The 26,369-nt window shown below is 71.0% G+C and carries 23 protein-coding genes and 1 other RNA gene; 13 read left to right on the forward strand and 11 right to left on the reverse strand.

What is annotated here, in order from left to right; all coding sequences use genetic code 11:
- Nucleotides 1–28: 28 nt before the first annotated feature.
- On the reverse strand, nt 29–364 hold the full coding sequence (locus tag Q343_RS0110895; protein ID WP_029253611.1) for a hypothetical protein: 336 nt from the start codon (nt 362–364) through the stop codon (nt 29–31).
- Nucleotides 365–529: 165 nt separating this feature from the next.
- On the opposite strand from Q343_RS0110895, the gene lpdA reads away from it, so the two are divergent.
- The 3 genes from lpdA (at nt 530) to Q343_RS0110910 (ending at nt 4,678) form a co-directional block, all read left to right on the forward strand.
- Nucleotides 530–1,912, forward strand: coding sequence for a dihydrolipoyl dehydrogenase (gene lpdA / locus Q343_RS0110900; RefSeq protein WP_029253612.1), 1,383 nt, complete (start codon nt 530–532; stop codon nt 1,910–1,912).
- Nucleotides 1,913–1,941: 29 nt separating this feature from the next.
- Nucleotides 1,942–3,687 (forward strand): 2-oxoglutarate dehydrogenase, E2 component, dihydrolipoamide succinyltransferase, encoded by a 1,746-nt coding sequence (gene sucB, locus Q343_RS0110905; protein ID WP_029253613.1) that lies wholly within the window; start codon nt 1,942–1,944, stop codon nt 3,685–3,687.
- Nucleotides 3,688–3,787: 100 nt separating this feature from the next.
- Nucleotides 3,788–4,678 carry a TIGR01777 family oxidoreductase gene (locus tag Q343_RS0110910; protein ID WP_029253614.1) on the forward strand — a complete coding sequence of 297 codons (891 nt, stop codon included), beginning with the start codon at nt 3,788–3,790 and terminating at the stop codon, nt 4,676–4,678.
- A 32-nt stretch (nt 4,679–4,710) separates the two neighbouring features.
- Here Q343_RS0110910 and Q343_RS0110915 read toward each other — a convergent pair whose 3' ends face one another.
- Genes Q343_RS0110915 through Q343_RS0110925 form a run of 3 tightly spaced genes read right to left on the reverse strand, consistent with a single transcriptional unit; the run spans nt 4,711 to nt 9,455 of the window.
- Complete coding sequence (locus Q343_RS0110915) at nt 4,711–6,090, reverse strand: hypothetical protein (RefSeq protein ID WP_029253615.1); 1,380 nt, start codon at nt 6,088–6,090, stop codon at nt 4,711–4,713.
- Between the two features lie 53 nt (nt 6,091–6,143).
- Nucleotides 6,144–7,169: a Gfo/Idh/MocA family protein gene (locus Q343_RS0110920; protein ID WP_029253616.1), complete on the reverse strand. Its 1,026-nt coding sequence runs from the start codon at nt 7,167–7,169 to the stop codon at nt 6,144–6,146.
- 60 nt (nt 7,170–7,229) lie between these two features.
- Nucleotides 7,230–9,455, reverse strand: a complete 2,226-nt coding sequence (locus Q343_RS0110925) for an MMPL family transporter (RefSeq protein ID WP_043110004.1) — start codon at nt 9,453–9,455, stop codon at nt 7,230–7,232.
- A gap of 24 nt (nt 9,456–9,479) precedes the next feature.
- Here Q343_RS0110925 and Q343_RS14100 point away from each other — a divergent pair, with 24 nt between their 5' ends.
- From Q343_RS14100 to Q343_RS0110950, 5 genes are all read left to right on the forward strand, one after another.
- The gene (locus tag Q343_RS14100) at nt 9,480–9,974 is read left to right on the forward strand and encodes a MarR family winged helix-turn-helix transcriptional regulator (RefSeq protein ID WP_231959142.1); all 495 of its coding nucleotides are present in this window, start codon (nt 9,480–9,482) and stop codon (nt 9,972–9,974) included.
- Between the two features lie 9 nt (nt 9,975–9,983).
- Nucleotides 9,984–10,634, forward strand: a complete 651-nt coding sequence (gene lipB / locus Q343_RS0110935) for a lipoyl(octanoyl) transferase LipB (protein WP_029253619.1) — start codon at nt 9,984–9,986, stop codon at nt 10,632–10,634.
- Between the two features lie 72 nt (nt 10,635–10,706).
- Nucleotides 10,707–11,954 (forward strand): MFS transporter, encoded by a 1,248-nt coding sequence (locus Q343_RS0110940; RefSeq protein WP_029253620.1) that lies wholly within the window; start codon nt 10,707–10,709, stop codon nt 11,952–11,954.
- A 63-nt stretch (nt 11,955–12,017) separates the two neighbouring features.
- The gene (lipA, locus tag Q343_RS0110945; protein WP_029253621.1) at nt 12,018–13,022 is read left to right on the forward strand and encodes a lipoyl synthase; all 1,005 of its coding nucleotides are present in this window, start codon (nt 12,018–12,020) and stop codon (nt 13,020–13,022) included.
- Between the two features lie 11 nt (nt 13,023–13,033).
- Nucleotides 13,034–13,762 (forward strand): DUF4191 domain-containing protein, encoded by a 729-nt coding sequence (locus Q343_RS0110950; RefSeq protein ID WP_029253622.1) that lies wholly within the window; start codon nt 13,034–13,036, stop codon nt 13,760–13,762.
- A gap of 85 nt (nt 13,763–13,847) precedes the next feature.
- Here Q343_RS0110950 and Q343_RS0110955 read toward each other — a convergent pair whose 3' ends face one another.
- On the reverse strand, nt 13,848–14,327 hold the full coding sequence (locus Q343_RS0110955; protein ID WP_029253623.1) for an RDD family protein: 480 nt from the start codon (nt 14,325–14,327) through the stop codon (nt 13,848–13,850).
- 198 nt (nt 14,328–14,525) lie between these two features.
- On the opposite strand from Q343_RS0110955, the gene glnA reads away from it, so the two are divergent.
- Entirely contained in the window at nt 14,526–15,950 is a 1,425-nt protein-coding gene (gene glnA / locus Q343_RS0110960; RefSeq protein WP_029253624.1) for a type I glutamate--ammonia ligase, read from the forward strand.
- 121 nt (nt 15,951–16,071) lie between these two features.
- On the opposite strand, the gene Q343_RS0110965 is transcribed toward glnA, so the two are convergent.
- Together Q343_RS0110965 and Q343_RS0110970 are read right to left on the reverse strand one after the other, a co-directional pair.
- The gene (locus Q343_RS0110965) at nt 16,072–19,152 is read right to left on the reverse strand and encodes a bifunctional [glutamine synthetase] adenylyltransferase/[glutamine synthetase]-adenylyl-L-tyrosine phosphorylase (RefSeq protein ID WP_029253625.1); all 3,081 of its coding nucleotides are present in this window, start codon (nt 19,150–19,152) and stop codon (nt 16,072–16,074) included.
- Complete coding sequence (locus Q343_RS0110970) at nt 19,149–20,483, reverse strand: glutamine synthetase family protein (RefSeq protein ID WP_029253626.1); 1,335 nt, start codon at nt 20,481–20,483, stop codon at nt 19,149–19,151. Before Q343_RS0110970 ends, Q343_RS0110965 begins: the two co-directional genes overlap by 4 nt.
- A 99-nt stretch (nt 20,484–20,582) precedes the next feature.
- Between Q343_RS0110970 and Q343_RS0110975 the strand changes: the two genes are divergently transcribed.
- Together Q343_RS0110975 and panB are read left to right on the forward strand one after the other, a co-directional pair.
- A complete protein-coding gene (locus tag Q343_RS0110975; protein WP_029253627.1) occupies nt 20,583–22,244 on the forward strand; it encodes an NAD+ synthase in 1,662 nt (553 codons plus the stop codon).
- A gap of 46 nt (nt 22,245–22,290) precedes the next feature.
- A complete protein-coding gene (gene panB, locus Q343_RS0110980) occupies nt 22,291–23,124 on the forward strand; it encodes a 3-methyl-2-oxobutanoate hydroxymethyltransferase (RefSeq protein WP_029253628.1) in 834 nt (277 codons plus the stop codon).
- A gap of 14 nt (nt 23,125–23,138) precedes the next feature.
- Here panB and Q343_RS0110985 read toward each other — a convergent pair whose 3' ends face one another.
- The gene (locus Q343_RS0110985; RefSeq protein WP_029253629.1) at nt 23,139–23,324 is read right to left on the reverse strand and encodes a hypothetical protein; all 186 of its coding nucleotides are present in this window, start codon (nt 23,322–23,324) and stop codon (nt 23,139–23,141) included.
- A gap of 131 nt (nt 23,325–23,455) precedes the next feature.
- Here Q343_RS0110985 and ppgK point away from each other — a divergent pair, with 131 nt between their 5' ends.
- A complete protein-coding gene (gene ppgK, locus Q343_RS0110990; RefSeq protein ID WP_029253630.1) occupies nt 23,456–24,226 on the forward strand; it encodes a polyphosphate--glucose phosphotransferase in 771 nt (256 codons plus the stop codon).
- A gap of 3 nt (nt 24,227–24,229) precedes the next feature.
- On the opposite strand, the gene Q343_RS0110995 is transcribed toward ppgK, so the two are convergent.
- The 3 genes from Q343_RS0110995 to Q343_RS0111000 form a co-directional block, all read right to left on the reverse strand.
- Nucleotides 24,230–24,577, reverse strand: coding sequence for an STAS domain-containing protein (locus Q343_RS0110995; RefSeq protein ID WP_029253631.1), 348 nt, complete (start codon nt 24,575–24,577; stop codon nt 24,230–24,232).
- 134 nt (nt 24,578–24,711) lie between these two features.
- Nucleotides 24,712–25,090, reverse strand: an RNA gene (gene rnpB, locus Q343_RS14595) — RNase P RNA component class A.
- A 24-nt stretch (nt 25,091–25,114) separates the two neighbouring features.
- The gene (locus Q343_RS0111000) at nt 25,115–25,501 is read right to left on the reverse strand and encodes a tautomerase family protein (protein ID WP_029253632.1); all 387 of its coding nucleotides are present in this window, start codon (nt 25,499–25,501) and stop codon (nt 25,115–25,117) included.
- 57 nt (nt 25,502–25,558) lie between these two features.
- Here Q343_RS0111000 and Q343_RS0111005 point away from each other — a divergent pair, with 57 nt between their 5' ends.
- Nucleotides 25,559–26,365: a YaaA family protein gene (locus tag Q343_RS0111005; protein ID WP_029253633.1), complete on the forward strand. Its 807-nt coding sequence runs from the start codon at nt 25,559–25,561 to the stop codon at nt 26,363–26,365.
- Nucleotides 26,366–26,369: the final 4 nt, after the last annotated feature.

A 26,369-nucleotide genomic window follows, 5' to 3' on the forward strand; every position in this document is an offset into this window, starting at 1 on the left:
CGGTCCGACGGCTCGGTGCCCCGACGTTTCAGCGCCGCCGGTGCTGGCTGTTCCAGTCGCGATAGCGCTGCGGGTACCCGGTGCGTCGCACGTCGTAGACGGGGACGCCGGCCTTCCGGGCCAGCTCGTGCGCGGTGCGCTCGTCCGGGACCCGACGGCGCGTCCACTCCCCGGTCGTCGCGACCAGGAGCACCGTCGTCGGCGTCTCGTTCGTCGCCGGCTCGACGTAGACCTCGACGCCGACCCGCGTGCGGACGAACTCCGCAAGATGGTCGAGCGTGGCACGACGCGACGCGTCACCGCCGGCAGGCGTGGACGAGGACCCTGAGGGTCGGCGGGAAAACAGACGGGACAGGCTCACCATGCCTGGCAGGATATGCCGACGACGGCGGGTCGCGCGTGCGCGGCCGGCACACCGGTGTCTTGAGCGTCACAAGACGCCCGCACCGCCCCGGTTGGGCAGTGCCGCACGGTAGTGCCAAGATGGACGAGGCCCGAGCGGTCCCGCGACGTCATGAAGGAGCCTGAGGTGGCCGAGAGCGACACCGAGTTCGACCTCGTCGTGCTCGGCGGCGGGAGCGCGGGGTACGCCGCCGCGCTCCGTGCCGCACAGCTGGGATCCTCGGTCGCGCTGATCGAGGCGCGCGAGCTCGGCGGAACCTGCCTGCACCGCGGGTGCATCCCGACCAAGGCTCTGCTGCACGCCGCCGAGGTCGCCGACTCGGCTCGTGACGCAGCCACGGTGGGGGTCCGCGCCACGCTCGACGGCGTCGACATGGCCGCGGTGCACGCGTACAAGGACAAGACCGTCGACGGGTTGTACCGAGGCCTGCAGGGCCTCGTCGCCTCCCGCAAGGTCACGCTCGTCGAGGGCTGGGGCACGCTCACCGCGCCGGACACCGTCGAGGTGGACGGCGTCGCCTACCGGGGCCGCGCGGTCCTCGCCGCACCGGGTGCCCGGTCCCGCACGATCCCGGGCGTCGAGATCCGCGGCCGTGTCGTCACCTCGGACGAGGCCCTCCGCCTCCAGGAGGTCCCCTCCTCCGTCGTCGTGCTGGGTGGCGGCGTGATCGGTGTCGAGTTCGCCAGCGCGTGGCGGTCCTTCGGCGCGTCGGTGACGATCGTCGAGGCGCTCGACCACCTGGTGCCCACCGAGGACGTCTCGTCGAGCAAGGCGCTCGAGCGTGCGTTCCGACGTCGCGGGATCGACCTTCGCCTCGGCACCCGGGTCGCGGGCGTCACGCAGGACGACACGGCGGCGCGCGTCACGCTCGAGGACGGGACGACGCTGGACGCCGACGTCCTTCTCGTCGCCGTCGGCCGGGCGCCCGCCACGGGCGACCTCGGTCTGTCGGAGGTCGGGGCGCGGCTCGACGACGGCTTCGTCGTCGTCGACGACACCCTCTCCACGGGGGTCGGGCCGCTCTACGCGGCCGGTGACGCCGTCCGTGGTCCGCAGCTCGCCCACCGCGGGTTCGCGCAGGGCATCTTCCTCGCCGAGCACCTGGCAGGACTCGCACCGACACCGCTCGACGACGCAGGAATCCCCCGCGTCACCTACAGCGAGCCGGAGGTCGCCTCCGTCGGACTGACCGAGACACAGGCCCGCGCGCGGTACGGGGCCGAGGGTGTCGATACGATGGAGTACAACCTGGCCGGAAACGGCAGGAGCAAGATCCTGGGAACCCAGGGTCACGTCAAGTTGATCCGAGCAAAGGACGGTCCTGTCGTGGGTGTCCATCTGGTCGGCTCGCGCGTGGGCGAGCAGATCGGCGAGGGTCAACTCATCGTGAACTGGGAGGCGCACCCGGACGAGGTCGCTGCTCTGGTGCACGCCCACCCCACGCAGAACGAGGCGATGGGCGAGGCCCACCTGGCATTGGCTGGCAAGCCCCTGCACGCCCACAACTGATCCGACGATAGAAGGAGACCTCAGAGGTCATGTCTGACACCGTGCAGATGCCGGCTCTCGGCGAGAGTGTTACCGAGGGCACTGTCACCCGCTGGCTCAAGTCCGTAGGCGACTCCGTCGAGGTCGACGAGCCGTTGCTCGAGGTCTCGACCGACAAGGTCGACACCGAGATCCCCTCACCGGTCGCCGGAACCCTCACCAAGATCCTGGTCGAGGAGGACGAGACCGTCGAGGTCGGCGCCGACCTCGCCGTGATCGGCGACGGGTCCGGGTCCGACTCGGAGGAGGAGGCCCCGGCCGACGAGCCCGCCGAGGAGGCGCCCCAGACCGAGGAGCCCGCTCCCGAGGCCGAGAAGGCTCCGGAGAAGGACGACGAGCCGGCCAAGGAGGACGCCGCGCCCGCCGCAGAGTCCTCTGGCGGGTCCTCCGGCGACGGCGAGGAGATCACGCTCCCCGCCCTCGGCGAGAGCGTCACCGAGGGGACCGTGACCCGCTGGCTCAAGTCCGTCGGCGACACCGTCGAGGTCGATGAGCCGTTGCTCGAGGTCTCGACCGACAAGGTCGACACCGAGGTGCCGTCGCCCATCGCGGGCACCGTCCAGAAGATCCTGGTCGAGGAGGACGAGACCGTCGAGGTCGGTGCGGTCCTCGCGGTCGTCGGCTCCGGGGCAGCACCTGCTGCTGAGCCGGAGAAGGCGCCGGAGCCCGAGCCCGAGAAGGCGCCGGAGCCGGAGAAGTCGCCGGAGCCGGAGCCCGAGAAGGCACCTGCCCCGAAGGCGGAGAGCGCGCCGGCACCGGAGAAGAAGCCGGAGCCGACGAGCGAGAAGCCTTCGGGCGGCCGGAGCGGCGGGTCGTACCTGACGCCGCTCGTCCGCAAGCTCGCGGCGCAGAAGGGTGTGGACGTCGAGTCCGTCACGGGCACCGGCGTCGGTGGCCGTATCCGCAAGGAGGACGTGCTCGAGGCTGCGCGCAAGGCCGAGGAGGCTGCTGCCGCCCCGGCCGCGGCGTCCACGGGCTCTGCGCCGAAGGCGCCGACCACGGTGCCCGAGGTCTCCCCGCTGCGCGGGACCACCGAGAAGATGTCGCGCCTGCGCAAGATCGTCGCGAGCCGCATGGTCGAGGCGCTGCAGACGCAGGCTCAGCTCACCACGGTGGTCGAGGTCGACGTCACGCGGGTCGCCAAGCTCCGTGCGAAGGCGAAGTCGTCCTTCAAGGCTCGTGAGGGCGCGAACCTGACGTTCCTGCCGTTCTTCACGCTGGCCGCGGCAGAGGCGCTCAAGGCTCACCCGAACATCAACGCGAGCATCGAGGACGACCAGATCGTCTATCACGGCCAGGAGAACATCGGCATCGCGGTCGACACGCCGCGGGGCCTCCTGGTCCCGGTCATCCGCGACGCGGGCGACCTGAACCTGGCGGGCATCGCGCGCAAGATCGCCGACCTCGGCGGTCGTACGCGCGAGAACAAGGTCGCTCCGGACGAGCTCGGCGGCGCCACGTTCACGATCACGAACACCGGCTCCGGCGGTGCCCTGATCGACACGCCGATCGTCCCCGGTGGTCAGGTCGCGATCCTGGGTACCGGCACTATCGTCAAGCGTCCTGTGGTCGTCACCGACGACGAGGGCAACGAGAGCATCGCCGTCCGGTCGATGTGCTACATCTTCCTCTCCTACGACCACCGCCTGGTCGACGGGGCCGATGCAGCGCGCTTCCTCGCGACGGTGAAGAACCGCATCGAGGAGGGTGCGTTCGAGGCCGAGGTCGGCCTCTGACCGACGCTCCTTCGCACGACGACGACGGGTCCCACCTTCGGGTGGGGCCCGTCTCGTGCTTCTGACGGCGTGGGTGGTGGAAACGACCTACCGTGTCCCCATGGACATCGTCATCGCCGGCTCACGCGGCTTGATCGGAACTGCCCTGGTCGACCTTCTGCGTGCACAGGGCCACCAGGTACGGCGGCTGGTGCGCGGGAGCGCGGGCGGCAGGGACGAGGTGCCCTGGGACCCGGCACGCGGGCATCTGGACGTCGGAGTCCTCCGCGGGGCCGACGCCGTCGTGAACCTCGGCGGTGCGGGTGTCGGCGACAAGACGTGGACGGCCGCCTACAAGCGCACGATCCTCGAGTCCCGCGTGGGTCCGACGTCGTTGCTCGCCTCGACGATGGCGTCGATGGACGTCCCACCGCGCCGGTTCCTGCAGGCGTCGGCGGTCGGGTACTACGGGGACCGTGGATCACTCGTCCTGACCGAGTCCGCCGGCCCCGGACGCGGCTTCCTCGCGGGCGTCTGCACCCGCTGGGAGGCCGCGGCCGACCCGGCCCGCGAGGCGGGGATCGGCGTCGCGCACCTGCGCACCGGCGTCGTGCTGTCGCGCCAGGGCGGTGCGCTCGCGCGACTGGTGCCCGTCCTGCGCACCGGGCTGGGCGGGCCGCTCGGGCGCGGGGACCAGTACTGGCCGTGGATCACCCTCGCGGACGAGGTGGCAGCGATCAGCCATCTCGTGTCGTCCGACGTCTCCGGTCCGGTGAACCTGAGTGCCCCCGTCCCGGTGACGAACCTCGAGCTCACGCGCGCGATCGCGGACCAGGTGCACAGACCTGCTGCCATCCCGGTGCCCGAGATCGCTCTCCGCGTGGCGCTGGGCGAGTTCGGGACGACGCTGGTCGACTCGCAACGGGTCGTGCCGGCTGCTCTCGAGGACGACGGGTTCGTCTTCCGCCACCGCACGATCGAGGACGGGGCGAGGTGGGCCGTCGGTCGCTGACGGCCGTCACCCCGGTCCAGGGCGACGTCCGGTCACTCGACGTCGCGGACGAGCCAGGTCGTCCCCACCCTCTGCAGGACGAGGACGTCCGTCTGCTCCTGAGGCTCTACCGCCGTCGTCCCGGATCCGGTCCGCTGCTCGTGCGCCTCGACCACGTAGGTCACCCGGACACGGGCGTCGGCATCGGCGTCGAACGCCTCTCCGGCCGGGTCGTGCACCTCGGGGTTCTCGAGCACTGCATCCTGGACGACGCCGGTCAGGCCGACGAACTCGACGTCCTGTGCCGTCAGCTGCTCGACGAACGCACTGTCCTCGACCGCGGCCGGGGAGCCTGCGACGGTGACGTCGGCGATGTCGCCGTGACCCCCGAGGGCCTCGAGACGCGCGACCGTCAGCTCGCCCGCGATCTGCTCGATCGACGCGGCGTGGTCGACCGGGCGCGTGCCGGGTCCGTCCTCGACACCCGAAGACGCCGTGTCCGGCACGGGATCCGCCGTCTCGGCGTCCCCCGCGCCCGCGCGCACGAAGGTCTCCGACCCCACCAGCGAGACGGCGCCGACCGCGATCGCCGCGAGCACCGGGAGCACAAGCAGCGACCGACGGCGTGCCCGTGGTTCGCGACGCACCGTTCTGAGCTCTCGTCGCCGGGGCAACGGTCCACGCGCCGGATCGGCACCGAGTGCCCGGGCGCTCAACGCTCCCGCGATCTCCGCCCCGTCGGGAACCCGCAACGGGCACCGGTCGGCGGTGTCCTGACAACGACCGGCAAAGGCGACGGCATCGGGCCGCGACCACGGCACCGGGTCCTGGGCGTCGGCGAGGACGCCCGCGAGGCCTGACCCGGCCGCTCCCGACCGGGCGACGACCCGGGCCGCGTCGGCGACGTCGTCGGCCGGGTTCCGTTCGTCGGCGGCGTCGAGCCGTACGGCGAGCCGTGCACACCCGTCGGGCGAGACGAGGATGTCCGACGCGGTGAGCGGTCCGTACGTCAGGTGCGCGGCATGGATCGCGGCAAGGCCGGCGCCCACCGAGGCTCCGAGGCTCGCCATCTCGCCCGGGTCGAGCTGACCGCGCAGGAGGGTCAGCTCGGCAAGCGTGATGTCCTCGGAGTCCGGCACGAGTGCCACGGGCGGGCTCTCGACGATCTCGAGCACGGGCTCGACGTGGACGTCCCGCAGCCGGACGAGCACTGCGAGCCGGGACGCGGCGGCGTCCGGGACGGCCCGAGCCAGCATCCTGGCGCCCGCACCGTCGCGCAGGCGCCATCCCTCCGAGTCACCGGCACTGCCGTGGAACGTCCATCCACGTACCTCGGCGAGCGCGGGGATCTCCGGTGGGACGAAGGCATCCTCCTCCGCAGCGGAGGGCGGGCGGTGGCGGAGTCGGGCAAGCCGGGTGGCGGGGGCACGCATGGTCCCATCTCACCGCACGGCGCACCCCGCCAGGGCGTTGTCCACAGGCACGGCTACACCGCGACGCGGCGGCCCTCCCTTGCCGAGACCCGCGCGGCGTCCAGGACGTCGGCGATGCGCACGGCGTCGTCGGGGTCGACCGGGACCGGGGCCCTCCCTGCCAGCCAGGCGTCGACCGCCCGGTAGAAGTCGGCGTGACCCCCGGGCGCGCGGGTGACGGGCTCACGCTCGCTCCCCCGGACGAGCCACCCTTCCGCACCCTCGGGTGAGTCCTGGTCCAGCACCTCGAAGACCGACGCGTCGTTCTCGAAGGTCGTCACGACGTACGCGGCGCGCGATCCCAGCACGCGGGTCCGAGGGCCGGGCGCCGCGCAGAACGAGCCGGCCCAGAGCCTGCTGACCGCCTGTGTGCCGCCGTCGGGCCGCTCGTGGTGCAGGATCAGGAAGACGTCGTCCTCCGTCGGCGTGGTGTGCGCACGCAGCTCGGCGTACACCGAGGTCACCGGACCGAGGACCTGCGTGGCGGAGTCGACGAGGTGCGGCCCGAGGTCGAGAAGCAGCCCTCCGCCGAGCGCGTCGTTCTCCTTCCAGCGGTCGCGCGGAACCGGGCGCCACCGCTCCCAGCGACGCTCGAAGGTGTGGACGTCGCCCAGCTCCCCCGCGTCCAGCAGCGACCGCAGGGTGCGTTGCTCGTCGTCCCAGCGCCGGTTCTGGAAGATCGTGAAGGGTGTACCGGCGTCGTACGCCGCGGCGACCACTGCCCGCGCCCCGTCGCCGTCGAGCGCGATCGGCTTGTCGAGGACGAACGGGACCCGCGCGGCGCTCACGGCGAGCGCGTGCTCGACGTGGAGCTGGGTCGGGCTCGCCACGACGACCACGTCGTAGCCGGACGTGTCGAGCAGCAGGCCCGCGACGTCGTCGTACAGGTCGACTCCGGGCCAGTCCGTCGACGCCTCCTCGCGACGCTTCGCGGACCTCGCGACGACGGCGGTCACCTGCAGGCCCGCCTCCCGGACCAGTCGCGCGTGGATACCTCGCCCTGATCCTCCGTAGCCGATGACGGCGACTCGTGTGCTCATGCCCTCATCCCATCGCACCGCCGCGGCTGACGCGAACCGCGGCGGTACGACGACTCCCTGCTACTTGGTCGGTCGCGACAACTTCGAGGGCCACCACGTCCGGTCACCGATGTCGTGCACCAGGGCGGGCACGAGCAGGGATCGGACCACGAGCGTGTCGAGCAGGACGCCGAACGACACGATGAACGCCAGCTGGGCGAGGAAGAGCAGCGGGATGACTCCGAGAGCGGCGAACGTCGCGGCGAGCACCACGCCCGCCGACGTGATCACGGAACCCGTGACCGCGAGCGCCCGCAGCACCCCCGCCCTCGTCCCGATCTTGATCGACTCCTCCCGCACCCGGGTCATGAGGAAGATCGAGTAGTCGACACCGAGCGCGACCAGGAAGCAGAACGCGAAGAGCGGCACGGAGGGGTCAGCCCCCGGGAACTCGAAGACCTTGTCGAAGATGACGGCCGAGAACCCGAGCGCCGCCCCGAACGAGAGGACGTTGGCCGCGATCAGGAGGACCGCGGCAAGAACCGAGCGCAGCAGGAGCATGAGGATGCCCAGAACCACGAGGAGGACGATCGGGACGATGACCGTGAGGTCCCGCTGCCCGGCGATCTGCGTGTCGAGCCGCTCGGCGGCCGCGCCGCCGACGAGGACGTCGTCCGAGACCGCGTGGACGTTCTCCCGCAGCACCTCGACGGTCTCGACCGCCTCCTGCGAGTCCGAGGATGCCGTGGTCGTCACGTCGATGCGGACACGGTCGTCGACGACGACGACCTCGCCCTCGTCCGCCTGGCCCGGGGCGGTGCTCTCGGCGTCCGTCACGGGCACGGCGCTCTCGACGCCGTCGGTCTCCTCGGCGGCGGCGACCACCGCGTCCAGGTCGTCGGCGGGTGCGATGACGGTGGCGGGCTGCGCGGAGACGCTGTCGAAGTGGTCCTCGATGACGTCCTGACCGTCGACGGAGTCGACCTGGGTCAGGAAGACCTCGTCGTCGCCCGTGCCGGTCGCATCCAGCATCGGGATGAACGCGGACAGGCCCACGAGGACGGCGGCGGTCGTGATCCACACGGGGCGGGCGTGCCGGCCGACGAACGTGGCGACGCGGGACCAGACACCGTGCCCCTCGACGGAGACGGTGTTCTCGTCGCCGCTGACATCCTCGTCGGGCTCTGCCGGTCCGACGTACTTCGGTTTGCTCGGCCAGAAGATGCCACGGGACTTCTGCCCACCGATCACCAGGAGGGCGGGCAGGAAGGTGAGCGCTGCGATGAACGCTGCGGCGATCCCGATGGCCGCCACCGGGCCGAGCGAGCGGTTGGACGCGAGGTCCGAGAAGAGCAGGCAGAGCAGACCGGCGATCACGGTGCCGGCGCTGGCGGCGATCGGCTCGATCGAGGCCCGGACGGCCTGACGAAGCGCGTCGAAGGTGGACCGGGTGTGCACCAGCTCCTCGCGATATCTCGCCACGACGAGCAGCGAGTAGTCGACGGCGGCGCCGACGACGAGGATCGAGAGGATTCCCTGGGACTGTCCGTTCAGGACGAGCACGTCGTTCGCGGCCAGCTGGTAGACGACGAGTCCGGCGAGGCTGAGGGCGAGGACGGCGGTGAGGATCACCATGAACGGCAGGATCGGTGACCGGTAGACGACGGCCAGGATCACGAGGACCGCGATGAGCGCGACCAGGAGCAGCACCGTGTCGATCCCGCCGAACGCGGTCACGAGGTCGGCCACGAACCCGGCCGGACCGGTGACCCACGAGTCGAGTCCGGCGTCGGACAGCTCGGGCTGGGCGTCCCGCAGGGCCGCGACGACGGCGTCCGTGATCGAGGTCTCGTCCTCGCCGATCGACGTGTCCGCCTGGGCTGCGTCGATCGACACGATCGCCAGCATGGCCTCGCCGTCCTCCGAGGGGAAGGCGACGGAGTCCGTCGTCAGCACGTCGCCGACGGTCGAGGGCTCGTCGTCGAGCGCCCCCTCGAGGGGAAGGTCGGCGATCGCCGCGGTCCAGGCCTGCACCGCGCCGATCTGGCTCTCGTCGAGCGTTCCACCGTCCTGGGCCTCGACCGCGACGAGCGCGGGCAGCGAGTCGGAGTCGACGAACGCGGACGCCTCGTCGGCAGCCTGCGTGGACTCGGCGGACTCCGGGAGGAACGCGGAGGCGTCGTTCGTCTGGACGGATCCCAGCTTCCCCTGGGCCTGTCCACCCACCGCCCCGACGGCGAGCCACGCCCCCAGAACTGCGAGAATGATCAGACCACGGAATATCCCCCGGCGGGATTCGCTCAGCATGCTTAGTATCTTGGAGGAAGGGAGGTGCCCACCGCAACCGCGGGGCGCGACACGATGGACTCAGGGACGACGGGCAACGGCCCCATGGAGACCTGGCCGACAGGCAGGCTCCTCTCACACGTGACCCGCCGCGTCGAGCGCGAGTGGAACGCCCACCTCGCGGGCTGGAGCCTCAACCACGCCAGCTTCCCCGTGCTCATGCACCTGTTGCGGGGCACGATGTCCCAGCGCGAGCTCGCTGAACGCAACGGCGTCACCGAGCAGACCATGAGCAGGATCGTCGATCGCCTGGACCGGCACGGGCACGTCACCCGCGAGCTCGACCCGGCCGACCATCGACGCCGGGTCGTCACGATCACCCCGGCCGGCAGGACCGCCGCGTTCGCCGCCGCGGAACCCCGGGCGAGCGACCGGATCTCGTCCCGCGGCCTCGACACCGAGCAGATCGCCGCGCTGAGGGGTCTCCTGATCCAGATGGCGACGGTGGACACCCGCGACGAGGACGGCGAGGAGCGCTAGCCTCGGCTCGTGGAGTTTCGCGATCTCGACCTCGGAACACGCCTCGTCGACTACCACGAGGCGTGGGCGCTCCAGCGCGAGGTGCACGAGGCCGTCGTCGCCCGCACGTCACCCGCCACCGTCCTGCTCGTCGAGCACGCGGCCGTCTACACCGCCGGCCGGCGGACCCACAGGGCGGAGCGACCCACGGACGGGACACCCGTCGTCGACGTCGACCGCGGGGGCAAGATCACCTGGCACGGGCCCGGTCAGCTCGTCGCGTACCCGATCGTCCCCCTCCCCGAACCTGTCGACGTCGTCGCCTACGTCCGCGCCCTCGAGGACGCCGTCGCGTCGGTCTGCGCGGGCTACGGCGTCGAGACGATCCGGGTCGAGGGACGCAGCGGGGTCTGGTGCGCGGCCGACGGGATCCGCCGCGCACGGAAGGTGTGTGCCGTCGGCGTACGCGTCGCACGCGGCGTGACGATGCACGGACTCGCCCTCAACTGCTCCCCCGACCTCGGCGAGTTCTCGGCCATCGTCCCCTGCGGCATCTCCGACGCGGACGTCACGTCGCTGAGCGCCGAGGTCGGGCGGCGGATCGAGACGACCGACGTGCGGCCTCACCTGGAGGCGGCGCTGCGGGAGCACCTACCGGTGGTGCGCGAGGCGGTATCCTGAAGGCCTAGGGTCACGTGCGTGTCGGAGATCGGGAGGGTCGACACGCTCTTCAGTGAATCCTCAGGACCCCTCATGACGCGGACCCCCGCCCCCACGCACGCCGACAACACCACGATGCGCGCGGCCTACGCCGAGCTGCCCGCCCTCGCCGGACGTGCCTTCCTCCCCATCGCGTTCGTCGCGCGGCTCCCCTTCTCCATGATCGCCATCGGCGTCATGCTGCTCGTCACGGACGCGACCGGGTCGATCGCGACCGGCGGCATCGCGTCGGCCGCGAGCGCCCTCGGCACCGCGGTCGGCGGTCCCACGCAGGGCGCGCTCGCTGACCGGTTCGGCCAGCGGGTCGTCCTCCTCGTCTCGGTCCCCGCGCAGACGCTGGCCCTCGTGGCGCTCGTCGTGACGGTGTCGCGGGGCGAGATCTCCACGGCCCTCGTCGCCGCCGCCCTCGCGGGCGCCCTCGCACCGCAGATCGGCCCGCTCGCACGCGGACGCTGGATGGGGATGGCCCGCGGGAAGCCCCGGGCGCTCGCCGCCGCGATGAGCTACGAGAGCACGGCGGACGAGGTGTCGTTCGTCCTCGGCCCGGCGCTCGTGGGCATCCTGTCCGCGGCCGCGTCGCCGTCGGCCGCGCTGCTGACGGCAGCCGCCGTCACCCTCGTGTTCGGCCTCGCGTTCGCGCTCCACCCGACGGCGGACGCGGCGCGGACGCACCGGCTCGCGGGTGCCGTGCATCCCGGGTCCTCGGGAGTGCGGGCGCTGCTTCCCCTGGCGGTGCCCGTCGTGGGGATGATGGCCATGGGGGCGTTCTTCGGCAGCACTCAGGCCGCCGTCACGGCGTTCACCCGCGAGGCCGGCTCCCCCGACGCCGCCGGCCTCGTCTACGCCGTGATGGGTCTCGGCTCGGCCGTGACCGCGCTCGCCACCGTCGCACTGCCCGACAGCCTGAGCCAGCGGGGCCGGTGGATCGCGTTCTCCGCCGGGCTGTCCGTGCTCGCGGTGGCGACCGCGGGCCTGGCCACAGGCGTCGGGATCGCCGGGCTGTCCGTCTCCCTGCTGCTTCTCGGGCTGTTCGTCGGGCCCGTGATGGTCACGATCTTCACCGTCGGGAGCAACCGTGCGCCGGTCGGCCGCGGTGCCGTCGCGATGACGTCGCTCGCCAGCGCGAACGTCGTCGGTGTCGCCGCCGGCTCGGCCGTCGGCGGCATCGCCGGGGAGTCGTCCGGAGCCACCGCGGCCTTCTGGATCCCGGCGCTGTGCGCCACGGCGCTGCTCGTCATCGGGGTCGCCTCCCAGAGGCGTCCGCCATCCGGCGCCCGGTGAACGTCGGACGCCCGTCTGCCCTAGGGTGGCAACGTCCCGCCGTCCACATCCTGGAGCCACCGAGTGACCATCGCACCCGAGGGTCGGCGCATGCTGCGCGTCGAGGCCCGCAACGCCGAGACCCCCATCGAGAAGAAGCCGTCGTGGATCAAGACGAAGGCAACGATGGGACCGGAGTACAACGAGCTCAAGAGCCTGGTGAAGTCCGGCGGGCTCCACACCGTGTGCGAGGAGGCGGGCTGTCCCAACATCTTCGAGTGCTGGGAGGACCGGGAGGCCACGTTCCTCATCGGCGGTGACCAGTGCACGCGACGGTGCGACTTCTGCCAGATCGACACCGGCAAGCCCGCGGAGTTCGACCGTGACGAGCCCCGCCGCGTCGCAGAGTCCGTCCAGCAGATGGGCCTGAAGTACTCGACCATCACGGGCGTCGCACGCGACGACCTTCCCGACGGCGGTGCGTGGCTCTACGCCGAGACGGTCCGGCAGATCCATGCGCTCAACCCGGGCACCGGCGTCGAGCTCCTCATCCCCGACTTCAACGCGATCCCCGAGCTGCTCGACGAGGTCAACGCCTCCCGCCCCGAGGTCCTGGCGCACAACGTCGAGACCGTCCCGCGCCTGTTCAAGCAGGTTCGACCCGCGTTCCGGTACGAGCGCTCACTCTCGGTGCTAACCGCGGCGCGCGACGCGGGGCTCGTTACCAAGTCGAACCTCATCATGGGCATGGGCGAGACGATGGAGGAGTCGAAGTCGTTCCTGCGCGACCTGCACGACGCAGGCTGCGATCTGATCACGATCACGCAGTACCTGCGCCCGTCGGTGCGGCACCACCCGGTGGACCGCTGGGTTCGCCCCGAGGAGTTCGTCGAGCTCTCCGACGAGGCCGAGAAGATCGGCTTCCTCGGCGTGATGGCAGGGCCGCTCGTGCGATCCTCCTACCGGGCCGGACGCCTGTGGGGCCAGGCGATGACCAAGCGCGGGGAGAAGATCCCCGACGCCCTGGCACACCTCGGAGAACCGACCACCGCGCGCCAGGAGGCCTCTGCCCTCCTCGCACCCCGGTAGACTCTCGTCCCATGGCCCGCAAGAAGAACGACGTCGGCGCGCCCGACGAGCCGAAGCCGAAGAAGGTCAAGAAGCAACGCTGGTACCACCAGGTGTGGGCCGCGTACAAGATGACCCGTCGCAGCGACCCGACGGTGACGTGGATGATGCTCGCCGCGTTCGTCGGCGTGATGGTCGTCGCGCTCGTCATCGGGCTGCTCTGGGGCCACCCGATCTACATGTCCCTCGTCGGACTGCCGTTCGGTCTCCTCGCCGCGATGTTCATCCTGACGCGACGTGCCGAACGTGCCGCGTACCAGCAGATCGAGGGCCAGCCCGGGGCCGCGCGCTCGGCGCTCGGCACGATCCGCCGCGGCTGGTCGTTCGACGAGGAGCCGGTGGCGGTCGACCCGCGGACGCGCGACACCGTCTTCCGCGGCGTCGGCAAGGCCGGCGTCGTCCTCGTCACGGAGGGGCCGCCGTCGCGCGCCTCGAAGCTCGCGGACAAGGAGCGACGCCGGATCTCCCGCGTGCTGCCCAACGTCCCGATCACCGTGCTCCAGTGCGGCAACGCGGAGGACCAGATCCCCCTGCCCAAGATCGCGCGTTCCGTGCAGAAGCTCCGTCCGAAGCTGACCAAGGCCGAGGTCGGCGAGGTCATGAAGCGCCTCAACGCCCTCGGTGCCACGCGCCCGCCGATCCCCAAGGGCATCGACCCGATGCGTGCCCGCCCCGACCGCAAGGGGATGCGCGGCCGCTGACCCCGGCCCGCTCCCACGTGACAGAGGGCGCACGATGCTCCGGCATCGTGCGCCCTCTGTCACGTGCGGTCGTCCGCACTCCCCGTCAGCGGGTCCGGACCAGCACGGTGCCCGCCGCCTTGTCGTGCAGACCTCGGCCGTCGGCGTCCCAGACGACGGCGGGGATCACCAGGCAGAGCAGAATCGTCCGGATCGCGGAACGCCCCAGACCGACGGGCCGCCGGCGGTCGACGAGCCTGACCACGCGCAGTCCGAAGATCCGGTGTCCGATCGTGCTCCCGATCGAGGCGACGAGCAGCCACGTCGTCACCGCGAAGATTCCGAGCTGGGCGGAGGCCGAGACCTCGGAGAGCCCCTCCCAGAACCCGAGCCCCTGCGAGACCACCCCCAGGAGGAGGTAGGCGACGAGCGTCGCCGCCGCCCAGTCGACGACCAGTGCGCCGAGACGCGGGCCGAGCGTCGCCCTGGACCCGGGCCCGCTCTCCGGGAGGCCGAGCCGGTCTGCCGCCCCCGCGCCGGTCGGAACGCCCTCGAGCCAGGAGCCAAAGTCTTCACGTGATGCCACGGTCCAAGCCTAGGCGGTCCGCGACGTGGGCGGTCCTGCGCCGGGACCTGCGGTGCGACGACAATGTCACCCGAACCCATGGTTCGTAACGTGCCTGAAACATTTGGTACACGCTGGGGAAACTCCCTGCGCATAAGTTCACACCATGGCTTAGGTCGGCCGGCACACGGCTGGCACCGTCGATCAAGGAGTATGTGGATGTTCAAGACTGCCGAGGAGGCAATCGCCTTCACGAAGAACGAGGGCGTCGAGTTCGTCGACGTTCGGTTCTGCGACCTGCCGGGTGTGATGCAGCACTTCAACATCCCGATCTCACAGTTCGAGGAGTCGGCCTTCACCGACGGGATGATGTTCGACGGCTCGTCGATCCGTGGCTTCCAGGCCATCCACGAGTCCGACATGAAGCTCATCCCGGACGTCACGTCGGCCTACGTCGACCCGTACCGCAAGCGCAAGACGCTGATCGTGAACTTCTCGATCGTGGACCCGTTCACCAACGAGGCCTACTCCCGCGACCCGCGCAACATCGCCGCGAAGGCCGAGGCCTACCTCAAGTCGACCGGCATCGCCGACACGGCGTTCTTCGCCCCGGAGGCGGAGTTCTACCTCTTCGACGACGTGCGCTTCAAGACCGCGTCGAACGAGTCGTTCTACCACATCGACTCCAACGAGGCGGCGTGGAACACCGGCCGTGAGGAGGAGGGTGGCAACCTCGGGTACAAGACCCGCTACAAGGGTGGCTACTTCCCCGTCTCGCCCAACGACCAGTTCGCCGACCTGCGTGACGAGATGTGCGCGCAGCTCGAGGAGGTCGGGCTCTCGGTCGAGCGCGCGCACCACGAGGTGGGCACCGCCGGTCAGCAGGAGATCAACTACCGTTTCAGCACGCTGACCGCGGCGGCCGACGACCTGATGAAGTTCAAGTACGTCATCAAGAACTCGGCATGGGCGGCCGGCAAGTCCGCGACCTTCATGCCGAAGCCGATCTTCGGCGACAACGGCTCGGGCATGCACTCCCACCAGTCGCTCTGGAAGGACGGCGAGCCGCTGTTCTACGACGAGAAGGGCTACGGCGGGCTCTCCGACATGGCTCGCTGGTACATCGGCGGTCTGCTGAAGCACGCTCCGTCGCTGCTCGCGTTCACGAACCCGTCGGTGAACTCCTACCACCGCCTGGTCCCGGGCTACGAGGCTCCGGTCAACCTGGTCTACTCGGCCCGTAACCGCTCGGCCTGCATCCGCATCCCGATCACCGGTGACAACCCGAAGGCCAAGCGCGTCGAGTTCCGCGTCCCGGACCCCTCGGCGAACCCGTACCTCGCGTTCGCGGCCCAGCTTCTCGCGGGCATCGACGGCATCAAGAACCGCATCGAGCCGCCGGAGCCGGTCGACAAGGACCTCTACGAGCTGCCCCCGGAGGAGCACGCCGCGATCCAGCAGGTCCCCGCCTCGCTGGGTGAGGCCCTCGACTCCCTCGAGGCCGACCACGACTTCCTCACGCAGGGTGGCGTCTTCACCGAGGACCTCATCGCGACGTGGATCGACTACAAGCGGACCAACGAGATCGACCCGATCCGTCTGCGCCCGCACCCGCACGAGTTCGAGCTCTACTACGACATCTGATCGGACCGCGGTCGCCTGACCGCACCGACGTCGTTCGACGACGGCGCCCCTACCTGCAGGTAGGGGCGCCGTCGTCGTCTCAGGGGCACCTCGCCGAGCCGACGGGCTCGGTCGAGGACGATCAGTCCTCGTCGCCGTAGAACATCCGCTCGACGACGGCACGGGCCCGCCGCGTGGTGCGCAGGTAGAGCTCTTCGAGGTCGGCCCCGCTGCCGTCCAGGTCGATGATCCGGGCGAGACCTGTCAGTGACTGACGGTCGTGCGGCAGCAGGTCGGCGTTGCGTCCCCCGGTGCGCCCCGTCAGCAGCACGACGGCGCTCCGCAGACGGGAGGCGAGGTGCCAGGCGTCGGCGAGGATCTCGGCGTCGTCACGCTCGACGAGCCCGGCGTCGGTCGCAGCGCGGAGCGCCTCGATCGTCCCGGTGGTCTGCATGGCCGGAACGTCGTGCGCGTGCTGCAGCTGCAGGAGCTGGACGGTCCACTCGACGTCCGAGACTCCCCCGCGGCCCAGCTTGAGGTGTCGCGCCGGTTCGACGCCGCGCGGCAGCCGTTCGGCCTCGACACGGGCCTTGATGCGGCGGATCTCGCGGACGGTCGAGGCCGGGACCCCGCCGCCCGGGTACCGCAGGGGGTCGATCAGGTCGACGAACCGGCGCCCGAGGTCGTCGAGGTCACCGGCGACGATGCGTGCTCGGAGCAGTGCCTGGCTCTCCCACGAGCTCGACCACCGGCCGTAGTACTCCCCGTACGACGCGAGCGAGCGTGCGAGCGGTCCGTTGCGCCCCTCCGGTCGCAGGTCGGCGTCGACCGGGAGCGCGGGCTCCGGGGACATCGAGCTGAGGAACTTCTGCAGACTCGTCGCGACGCTCGTGGCGTACTTCTGGGCCGCAGGGTCGTCCGTGCCGTCGGTGGGCTCGTAGACGAACAGGACGTCGGCGTCAGATCCGTAGCCCATCTCCTGACCCCCGAGACGACCCATGGCCACGACGAGCATGCGGGCGGGGCCGTCGTGCGTCGGGTCATACCCCCGCTCGACCTTGGCGAGATGCTCGGAGACACGCAGCGCACCCGCGATGGCCGGGTCTGCGGCGTCGGAGATCGCCCGGGCGGCCGCCACCGGGTCGAGCACACCGAGCAGCTCGCCCGCGGCCGTCCGGCCGAGCTCGCGCCGACGCACCGCCCGCACGAGCGTGATGGCCCGGTCGGGGTCCTCCGCGCGTCTGAGGATGGCGTCCGTCTCGTTCGACAGCCTCTCGGCGCCCCGGGGCTGCAGTTCGGCGTCGTCCGCGAGCCAGCGCACGGCCTCCGGCGTCCGGGTGAACGCCTCGGCGGCGTAGCGGGAGTTCGCGAGGAGCAGCGCGAGCCGCTCGGCCGCGGTGCCGGAGTCCCGCAGGAGCTTCAGGTACCACGGCGTGGCGCCGAGCTCCTCGGAGAGCGTCCGGAACGCGAGCAGCCCGGCGTCCGGGTCGGCCCCCGTGGCGAACCACCCGAGCATGACGGGGAGGAGCTGACGCTGGATGGACGCTCGCCTGCTCAGGCCGTCGGTCAGGGCCGTGACGTGCCGCATGGCGCCGGCCGGGTCGCGGTAGCCGATGGCGGCGAACCGTGCCTTGACGGCCTCGGGCGCGAGGCGCATCTCGTCGTCGGAGAGCTCGGCCATCGCGGGCAGCAGCGGGCGGTAGTAGATCTCCTCGTGCAGGGCCCGCACCTCGCGGCGGGTCGCGCGCCACCGCTCCATCAGCGCCTCGGCCCCGCCCGAGCGCATCCCGAGCGACCGGGCGAGCGCCCGCTGGTCCTCGACGCGGGTCGGCATCAGGTGCGTCCGCTGCATGCGGGACATCTGGATCCGGTGCTCGGCGGCGCGCAGGAACGAGTAGCACTCGGCGAGACGCCGCGCGTGCTCTCTCCCGACGTAACCGCCGGCGGAGAGGTCCGCGAGCGCCGTCAGGGTCTGACGGCTGCGGATGAACACGTCAGCACGGCCGTGCACGAGCTGAAGCAGCTGCACCGTGAACTCGACGTCGCGCAGTCCGCCCTTGCCGAGCTTGATCTGTCGCTCCGCCTCGGCCGCCGGGACGTTGTTCTCGACCCGACGACGCATCGCCTGGCAGTCCTCGACGAAGTTCTCGCGCGTGACCGCGTGCCAGATGAACGGCTCGACGGCGTCCCGGTAGGCCGTCCCCAGCGCACGGTCGCCCGCGACCGGCCTGGCCTTCAGCAACGCCTGGAACTCCCAGGTCTTCGCCCACCGCTCGTAGTACGCGACGTGGCTCGCCAGGGTGCGGACGAGCGGGCCCTGCTTGCCCTCGGGCCGCAGCGCGGCGTCGACGGGCCACAGCGGCGGCTCCGACGTCGTCCCGGCGCAGGCGTGCGCCAGGTGCGTGGCGAGATGGGTCCCGACGGTGAGCGCCCGGTCCTCGTCGAACCCGTCGGCGGGCTCGACGACGTAGATCACGTCGACGTCGGAGACGTAGTTCAGCTCGCGACCGCCCGTCTTGCCCATGCCGAGGACGGCGATCCGTACGGCCTCGTGCCCCTCGACGTCGGCGCGCGCGACGGCGAGCGCGGCCTCGAGGGCGGCCGACGCCAGGTCTGCGAGCGCCGCGGCGACCGCGGGCAGGCAGGCGAGCGGGTCGGACGCCGTGACGTCGCTGGCTCCGATCCTCAGCAGCCGGGCGCGGTAGGCCCGGCGCATCGCGTCGGCGCCGTCGTCGCCCCCGAGCGAGGCGACGGGGACGTCCGCCTCGGGGTCCGCGCCGACGGCGTGGAGAAGCTCGGCGCGGACGTCGGCCTCGGGGACTCCGATGCCGGGGAGCAGGTCCGCGAGGATCTGGATGCGCTCGGGGTTGCTGATGATCTCGTCGCCGAGCGCCACGGACGCACCGAGGACGGCGATCAGTCGGTCCTGGCCCCGGCGCGACTCGCCGTCGTCGGCATGGATCAGGCGACGGAGCGTGGCGGCGTCCTGCCCGCCCACCGTCTCCGCGAGCCGCAGGATCTGGAGCACGGCGAGATCCGGGTCGGCCGCATAGCCGAGAGCCTCGTAGAAGCTCGCCGGCGCCCCGTCGACGAACGGAGCGAGCGCGGGGTCCGCCAGGAGACGTGCCGCACGCGTGGCGTCGCCGAACCCGAGTCGAGAGAGCTGCCCGACGACGGACGTGGACCGTCCGCCGCCGGACCGCGAACCGCTCCCGAGGCTCACAGCACCGGGAGGAATCGCTTCAGCTCGAACTGCGTGACCTGAGCCCGGTACTCGGCCCACTCCTGCTTCTTGTTCTTCAGGAAGTAGTCGAAGACGTGCTCACCAAGCGTCTCGGCCACGAGCTCGGAGCTCTCCATGATGTCGATGGCTTCCGCGAGCGACTGCGGGAGCGGCTTGATGCCGAGGGCCTTGCGCTCGGAGGCCGTGAGGTCCCACACCACGTCCTCGGTGGGCTCGGGCAGCTCGTACTCGTTCTCGATGCCCGCCAGTCCTGCTGCGAGGAGCACGGCGTAGGCGAGGTACGGGTTCGCGGCGGAGTCGACCGCGCGGAACTCGATCCGCGACGAGACGCCCTTACCGGGCTTGTACATCGGCACGCGGGCGAGCGCCGAACGGTTGTTGTGGCCCCAGCAGACGAAGCTCGGCGCCTCCTGGCCGCCCCAGAGCCGCTTGTACGAGTTGACGTACTGGTTCGTGACGGCCGTGATCTCTGCCGCGTGGTGCAGCAGTCCGGCCATGAACTGCCGCGCCGTCTTGGAGAGCTCGTACTGGGCGCCGGGCTCGTGGAAGGCGTTGCGGTCCCCCTCGAAGAGCGAGAGGTGCGAGTGCATCCCGGATCCGGGCTGGTCGGACAGCGGCTTGGGCATGAAGGAGGCGAACACGCCCTGCTCCAGCGCCACCTCCTTCACGACCGAGCGGAACGTCATGAGGTTGTCCGCCGTGGTCAGCGCGTCGGCGTAGCGCAGGTCGATCTCGTTCTGGCCCGGCCCGGCCTCGTGGTGGGAGAACTCGACCGAGATGCCCATCGACTCGAGCATCGTGATCGCGGCGCGTCGGAAGTCGTGGGCGTTGCCGCGCGCGACGTGGTCGAAGTAGCCGGCCTGGTCGACGGGCACGGGCGGCCCGTCGGTGCGCAAGGACTCGAAGAGGTAGAACTCGACCTCTGGGTGCGTGTAGAAGGTGAAGCCCATGTCGCTCGCCCGGGCGAGGGTGCGCTTGAGCACGTTGCGGGTGTCGGCGAGCGAGTGCTCGCCGTCCGGGGTCAGGATGTCGCAGAACATCCGCGCGGTCCCATGAGTCTCGCCGCGCCACGGCAAGATCTGGAACGTCGTCGGGTCGGGTTTGGCGATCATGTCCGACTCGACGACGCGCGTGTAGCCCTGGATCGAGCTTCCGTCGAACCCGATCCCTTCCGTGAAGGCGGACTCGAGCTCCGCGGGTGCCACGGCGACCGACTTGAGGACACCGAGCACGTCGGTGAACCACAGCCGGATGAAGCGAATGTCGCGCTCCTCGACCGTCCTGAGGACGAACTCCTGCTGCCTGTCCATGGGCACATCCTGCCTGATGGCGGAGCCCAGGGATACCTCGCACGCCGGGCGGCCGCCGAACGCAGCGAGCACACCCCCGCCGGTCGGTAGGCTGACCGCATGCCTGAACTAAGGATCGCGCTCGCGCAGGTCGACACGTGCGTCGGCGACCTGGACGCCAACTCCGCGACCGTCGTCGAATGGACACGACGTGCCGCGGAGGCCGGGGCCGACCTCGTCGCGTTCCCCGAGATGACGCTCACGGGGTACCCGATCGAAGACCTCGCCCTGCGCGGTTCGTTCCGCCGGGCGGCCTGGGACGCCGCAGCCGACGTCGCGACCCGGCTCGCGCAGGACGGCCTGGGCAACCTCACGGTCGTCTTCGGCACCGTCGGGACGTCGGGGACCGGCCGCGCGCACGTCGGGGCGGCCCACGAGCTGCCGACCAACCGTGCCGTCGTCGTCCGGGACGGCGCCGTCGTCACGTCCTACGACAAGCACCACCTCCCCAACTACGGCGTGTTCGACGAGTTCCGGATCTTCGAGCCGGGCACGGATCCGTGCGTCGTCGACGTCGGGGGCCGCCGTGTCGGCCTGCTCGTCTGCGAGGACATCTGGCAGGACGGGCCGACGGCCCAGGTGGCGGACGCCGGGGCCGACCTGCTGCTCGTGATCAACGGGTCGCCGTTCGAGGAGGGCAAGGAGCACCAGCGCACCGAGCTCGCCGCACGACGGGCCGCGCAGGTCGGCGCGCCGCTCGCGTACGTGAACATGGTCGGCGGGCAGGACGACCTCGTCTTCGACGGGGGGTCGTTCGTGGCGTCGCCCGACGGCGAGATCCTCGCGACGGCACCCCGGTTCGACGAGCACCTTCTGCTGTGGACGCTCCCCGAGGACGACGCGCCGCTCCTGCGCACCGAGGTCACCGCCGAGCTGGACCCGGACGAGCTCGTGTATCGCGCCTGCGTCGCCGGGCTGGCCGGGTACGTCCGCAAGAACGGGTTCCGCAGCGTCGCCCTCGGGCTGTCGGGAGGGATCGACTCGGCGCTCGTCGCCGTGATGGCCGCGGACGCGATCGGCGGGGAGAACGTCGTCGGCGTCTCGATGCCGTCCCGCTACTCCTCGGGGCACTCGAAAGACGACGCCGCCGACCTCGCCGAGCGGATCGGTGCCACGTACCGGGTGCAGCCGATCGGCCCGGTCGTCGAGAGCTACGAGGCCGCGCTGGGCCTCGAGGGTGTCGCGGCCGAGAACATCCAGGCACGCGTCCGAGGCAACATCCTGATGGCGCTCTCCAACACGGACGGCCATCTCGTCCTCGCCACGGGCAACAAGACCGAGCTGGCGGTGGGCTACTCGACGGTCTACGGCGACGCGGTCGGCGGGTACGCACCGATCAAGGACGTGGACAAGTCACGGGTCTGGGCGCTGGCCCGCTGGCGCAACAACGCAGCGCTCGACCGCGGGGAGATCCCACCGATCCCCGAGAGCTCGATCACCAAGCCGCCGTCGGCCGAGCTGCGCCCTGGTCAGGTCGACCAGGACTCGCTGCCGCCGTACGACCTGCTCGACGAGGTCCTCGACGCCTACGTGGAACATGCCGAGGGTCGGGCCGACCTCCTCGCCCGCGGGTTCGACCCGGCGGTCGTCGACAAGGTGCTCTCGCTCGTGGACCGTGCGGAGTGGAAGCGGCGGCAGTACCCGCTCGGCCCCAAGGTCACCGCCCTGGCCTTCGGCCGTGACCGACGCCTGCCCGTCACCTCACGATGGCGCGAGGCCTGACCCGCACGACGCGTGCACCCCTGCCGAATCGAGACCCGAGGACACCATGAACCAGCCCACCACCCCGTCGGTCGCGGACCGCAAGCGCGTTCGCGTCCACCACCTGACCGAGGCGAAGGCCGCCGGTGAGAAGCTCACGATGCTGACGGCGTACGACGGCCCGACGGCCCGGATCTTCGACGCCGCGGGTGTCGACATGCTTCTCGTGGGCGACTCGGTCGGCGACAACATGCTCGGGCACGCGAACACGATCCCCGTGACCGTCGACGAGATGATCGTCGCCGCACGCTCGGTCACGCGTGCCGCCCGGCGCGCCCTGGTGCTCGTCGACCTGCCCTTCGGCAGCTACGAGGCCTCGCCCGCCCAGGCGCACGCGACGGCGGTCCGGCTCCTCAAGGAGGGCGGCGCGCACGCGGTCAAGATCGAGGGCGGGACGCGCGTCGCCCCGCACCTGCGCCTCATGGTCGAGTCCGGGATCCCCGTGTTCGGGCACCTCGGGTTCACACCGCAGTCCGAGAACACGCTCGGCGGGCACCGGGTCCAGGGCCGCGGGGACGACGCCGCGGCCCGGCTCCTCGAGGACGCGCTCGCCCTCGAGGAGGCCGGGGCGTGCGCCGTCGTCCTCGAGATGGTCCCGGGGCCCGTGGCCGAACGGGTCAGCGCGGCACTGGCCGTCCCGACGATCGGCATCGGTGCCGGGACGGCGTGCGACGGGCAGGTGCTCGTGTGGACGGACATGGCGGGCATGGGGCCGTGGTCGCCACGGTTCGCCCGCCGGTTCGCCGAGATCGGGGCGGCGCTGGAGTCGGCGGCGTCCGACTACGTTACCGCCGTGCGGAGCACGGAGTTCCCGGCACCCGAGCACACGTTCGAGACGTAGGCCCGACGGGTCCGCTAGGAGTCGTCCTCGTCCTCCGCGTCCCAGGCCTCGGTGCGCGCCCGCGCGGTCGCGAGGGCGTTCTCCGCGGCCTCTCGCGTCGGGTAGGGCCCCAGCCGCGACGTCCAGTCGCTGCGTCGACCCTCCGAGACCTCGCCGCTCTCGGTGTCGAAATAGAACTCTCGTGCTCCCTCGTCGCTCATGCCCCCATCCTGCCCCGGCGTGCACTGTGAGGCACGTGATCACCGACCGACGTCGCAGATCCGCCAGGAATCCGTAGACTGCCCGCAGACCGGCGGGATCCGACCGCACGCAGTGATCAAGGGACGGCGTCATGGGCAAGAAGAAGACATCGAAGCGCGTGGCCTTCGGGATCGACGTCGGCGGTTCGGGGATCAAGGGCGCGCCCGTCGATCTCACGACGGGCGAGTTCGCCGAGGAGCGCCACCGCATCGCGACGCCGCAGCCCTCGACGCCGGACGCCGTCGCCGAGGTGATCCGCGAGCTCGTCGACGCCTACGACCTGCCCAAGAAGCTGCCGATCGGGATCGCGTTCCCCGGGCCGATCCACGACGGTGTCGTGACGAGCATCGCCAACCTCGACGCGTCGTGGCAGGGCACGCACCTGCCGGAGATCGTCGAACGAGCCACCGGGCGCCGCGCCGTCGCGCTCAACGACGCCGACGCGGCAGGGGTGGGCGAGCTGACGTTCGGTGCGGCACGCAAGGCAAAGGGCACGGTGCTCGTCGCGACGCTCGGCACCGGGATCGGCAGCGCACTGTTCACCGACGGACGGCTCGTGCGCAACACCGAGCTGGGCCACCTGGAGATCGACGGGCACGACGCGGAGAGCCGCGCGGCACACAGTGCGAAGGAGCGGGAGGACCTGAGCTGGGAGGCCTGGGCGGAGCGGCTCCAGCGGTACTTCGAGACCGTCGAGTTCCTCCTCGCGCCCGATCTCATCGTCATCGGCGGCGGCGTGAGCAAGCATCACAAGAAGTTCCTGCCGCTGCTCGACCTGCGTGCCGAGATCGTCCCGGCGACACTGCGCAACGCGGCAGGGATCGTGGGTGCGGCCCGCATGGCCGCCCGGCAGAAGAAGTAGGGCTCAGGCGCTCTGGCGCCGGATCACCCGGGGGCCGGTCGCGAAGAGACCCTGGACCCCGACGATCTCGAGGACGTCGACGACGGCAGCCGGCGGGTCCGGGAGCGCCACCGAGAACCCGCGCTCGCGACCGAGAGTCACGAACTGCACGAGGAACGCGATTCCCGTCGAGTCCATGAAGGCGACCTTCCGGGTGTCGAGCACCACCGGCAGTCCACGCTCGACGGCGTCCGACATCACCTCGCCCGCCTCGGCACGCAGAGAGATGTCGATCTCGCCCCACAGCTCCACAACACTCTCGCCCTCGCGCTCGCGAAGAACGATGCCCCCTCCTGGCTGCGGAATCCGCATCACCCGTTTCCTTTCTGCCTTGGTGGGGGAAACATAACCCACCTAATGCATGATGCGAAAGGTCTTGTGGGGTGAATCCATGATCGACCCACGGGGTGCACCGAGGATTCAATTGAACGTTCACTAAAAGTGAGCGGATGAGTCGGCCTGTACGCCGGGTTCTGTCACCGCCCGCAGTTGCCCGCGAGCGGGAGACGGCCATCCATCTAGGACGTACGTCGCCGCACGTCTCCAGCGGTCTACCCGGATGCTCGGGCGAGCAGCCCTCGTACGCATCCTGTGCGACCTTGCTCCCGGTGGGGTTTACCTAGCCGGACCGGTCACCCGGCCCGCTGGTGGTCTCTTACACCACCGTTTCACCCTGACCCACCGGCCGAAACCGATGGGCGGTCTGTTTTCTGTGGCACTGTCCCGCGGGTCACCCCGGGTGGGCGTTACCCACCACCGCGCTCTGTGGAGCCCGGACGTTCCTCGGCACCGGTTGCCCGGCGACGCGACCGTCCGGCCGACTCATCCGCACCAGAAGTGTACCGGTGCTCAGAGGTCCACCCGGTACCCGAGGGTGAGCTCGTCGCCGACGAACCCGCGGATCCCCCAGTTCTCGCGTGGGGCCTCGAGGAGCACGACCTCGAGGTCGTCCGCCCGGAGCCCGAGCGCCGGGGTGACGTCGTCGTACATCGCGCGCACCAGCTCTCTCTTCGCGTCAACCGAACGGCCTGCAAAACAGACAATCTCAACAATCAGATATGAATCTGACCTCGTGGGAGCGATCAACTCTCCCGGTTCGGCCAGGAGGATTCGATGAAAACGCTTGTCCTCGGGGATCTTCCATACCGCGACGACGCACCGGTGGACGACGTCCGAGAGCTCCTGCTTCCGATCGCTCCAGACGTCACGTCGACCGTAGATCTTCACCTGCACCATCTCGGCAGGGTACCGCCGGACGACGAGCCCGCCCCGGGGCCCGCATAGAGTAGGACGGTGCTCGTCCTCCTCCCCCCGTCCGAGGGAAAGACCGCCCCCACGACCGGGGCACCCTTCACTCTCGAGAAGCTCAGCCATCCCACCCTGAACGCGCACCGTCGGGCCGTCCTGGACGTCCTCGCCGACGTAAGCGCGCGACCCGATGCCCTCGAGCTCCTCGGGGTCGGGGCCGGGGTCGCGTCCGACGTCGAACGGAACCTGCACCTCGACGGCGCACCTACGGCTCCCGCCTCGTCGGTGTACACCGGTGTGCTCTACGCGGCCGCCGGACTCGACGCCCTCCGTCCCGCGGCGGCGGAACGCGCCGACCGCTCGGTCCTCACGATCTCGGCCTTGTGGGGTGCCGTCGCGCCCGGCGACCTCATCCCGGCCTACCGGCTCTCGATGGGCACGCTGCCGGGCCTGGGAAAGCTGGCGACGGCGTGGCGCCCGCACCTGTCCCGTGCGCTCGACGGACGCGCGGGTGGCGACGTCGTCGTCGACTGCCGGTCCGCACCGTACGCAGCGGCGTGGAAGCCGCCCGCCGACGCCGACTGGGTCGCGGTCAAGGTCGTCCGCGAGGTTGCCGGCGTGCGCAAGGTCGTCTCTCACAACGCGAAGCACACCCGCGGCGTCCTGACGGGCCACCTCCTCCAGCGCCCGGGAGAGCCGACCTCGGCCGACGAGCTTCTCAAGGCGACCGAGGAGCTGGTCGGGACCACGGTCGGCACGGAGGTCGGCAGCGGGCTGCACTACACGCTGCTCGAGGCCGGCCTCTCCGCGAGCGGGCGTGGGCCACGCACGCTCGAGCTCCTCATCTCGTAGCCGC

Origin of the sequence: Paraoerskovia marina DSM 21750 (assembly GCF_000701465.1) — a bacterium.
Taxonomy (GTDB): Bacteria; Actinomycetota; Actinomycetes; order Actinomycetales; family Cellulomonadaceae; genus Paraoerskovia; species Paraoerskovia marina.

What these genes read in the sequence shown, in the direction of transcription:
- Q343_RS0110895 (WP_029253611.1), bottom strand. Translation starts at nt 364, where the DNA reads ATGGTGAGCCTGTCCCGTCTGTTTTCCCGCCGACCCTCAGGGTCCTCG.
- sucB (WP_029253613.1), top strand. Translation starts at nt 1,942, where the DNA reads ATGTCTGACACCGTGCAGATGCCGGCTCTCGGCGAGAGTGTTACCGAG.
- Q343_RS0110910 (WP_029253614.1), top strand. Translation starts at nt 3,788, where the DNA reads ATGGACATCGTCATCGCCGGCTCACGCGGCTTGATCGGAACTGCCCTG.
- Q343_RS0110915 (WP_029253615.1), bottom strand. Translation starts at nt 6,090, where the DNA reads ATGCGTGCCCCCGCCACCCGGCTTGCCCGACTCCGCCACCGCCCGCCC.
- Q343_RS0110920 (WP_029253616.1), bottom strand. Translation starts at nt 7,169, where the DNA reads ATGAGCACACGAGTCGCCGTCATCGGCTACGGAGGATCAGGGCGAGGT.
- Q343_RS0110925 (WP_043110004.1), bottom strand. Translation starts at nt 9,455, where the DNA reads ATGCTGAGCGAATCCCGCCGGGGGATATTCCGTGGTCTGATCATTCTC.
- Q343_RS0110940 (WP_029253620.1), top strand. Translation starts at nt 10,707, where the DNA reads ATGACGCGGACCCCCGCCCCCACGCACGCCGACAACACCACGATGCGC.
- Q343_RS0110950 (WP_029253622.1), top strand. Translation starts at nt 13,034, where the DNA reads ATGGCCCGCAAGAAGAACGACGTCGGCGCGCCCGACGAGCCGAAGCCG.
- glnA (WP_029253624.1), top strand. Translation starts at nt 14,526, where the DNA reads ATGTTCAAGACTGCCGAGGAGGCAATCGCCTTCACGAAGAACGAGGGC.
- Q343_RS0110970 (WP_029253626.1), bottom strand. Translation starts at nt 20,483, where the DNA reads ATGGACAGGCAGCAGGAGTTCGTCCTCAGGACGGTCGAGGAGCGCGAC.
- Q343_RS0110975 (WP_029253627.1), top strand. Translation starts at nt 20,583, where the DNA reads ATGCCTGAACTAAGGATCGCGCTCGCGCAGGTCGACACGTGCGTCGGC.
- panB (WP_029253628.1), top strand. Translation starts at nt 22,291, where the DNA reads ATGAACCAGCCCACCACCCCGTCGGTCGCGGACCGCAAGCGCGTTCGC.
- Q343_RS0110985 (WP_029253629.1), bottom strand. Translation starts at nt 23,324, where the DNA reads ATGAGCGACGAGGGAGCACGAGAGTTCTATTTCGACACCGAGAGCGGC.
- ppgK (WP_029253630.1), top strand. Translation starts at nt 23,456, where the DNA reads ATGGGCAAGAAGAAGACATCGAAGCGCGTGGCCTTCGGGATCGACGTC.
- Q343_RS0110995 (WP_029253631.1), bottom strand. Translation starts at nt 24,577, where the DNA reads ATGCGGATTCCGCAGCCAGGAGGGGGCATCGTTCTTCGCGAGCGCGAG.
- Q343_RS0111000 (WP_029253632.1), bottom strand. Translation starts at nt 25,501, where the DNA reads ATGGTGCAGGTGAAGATCTACGGTCGACGTGACGTCTGGAGCGATCGG.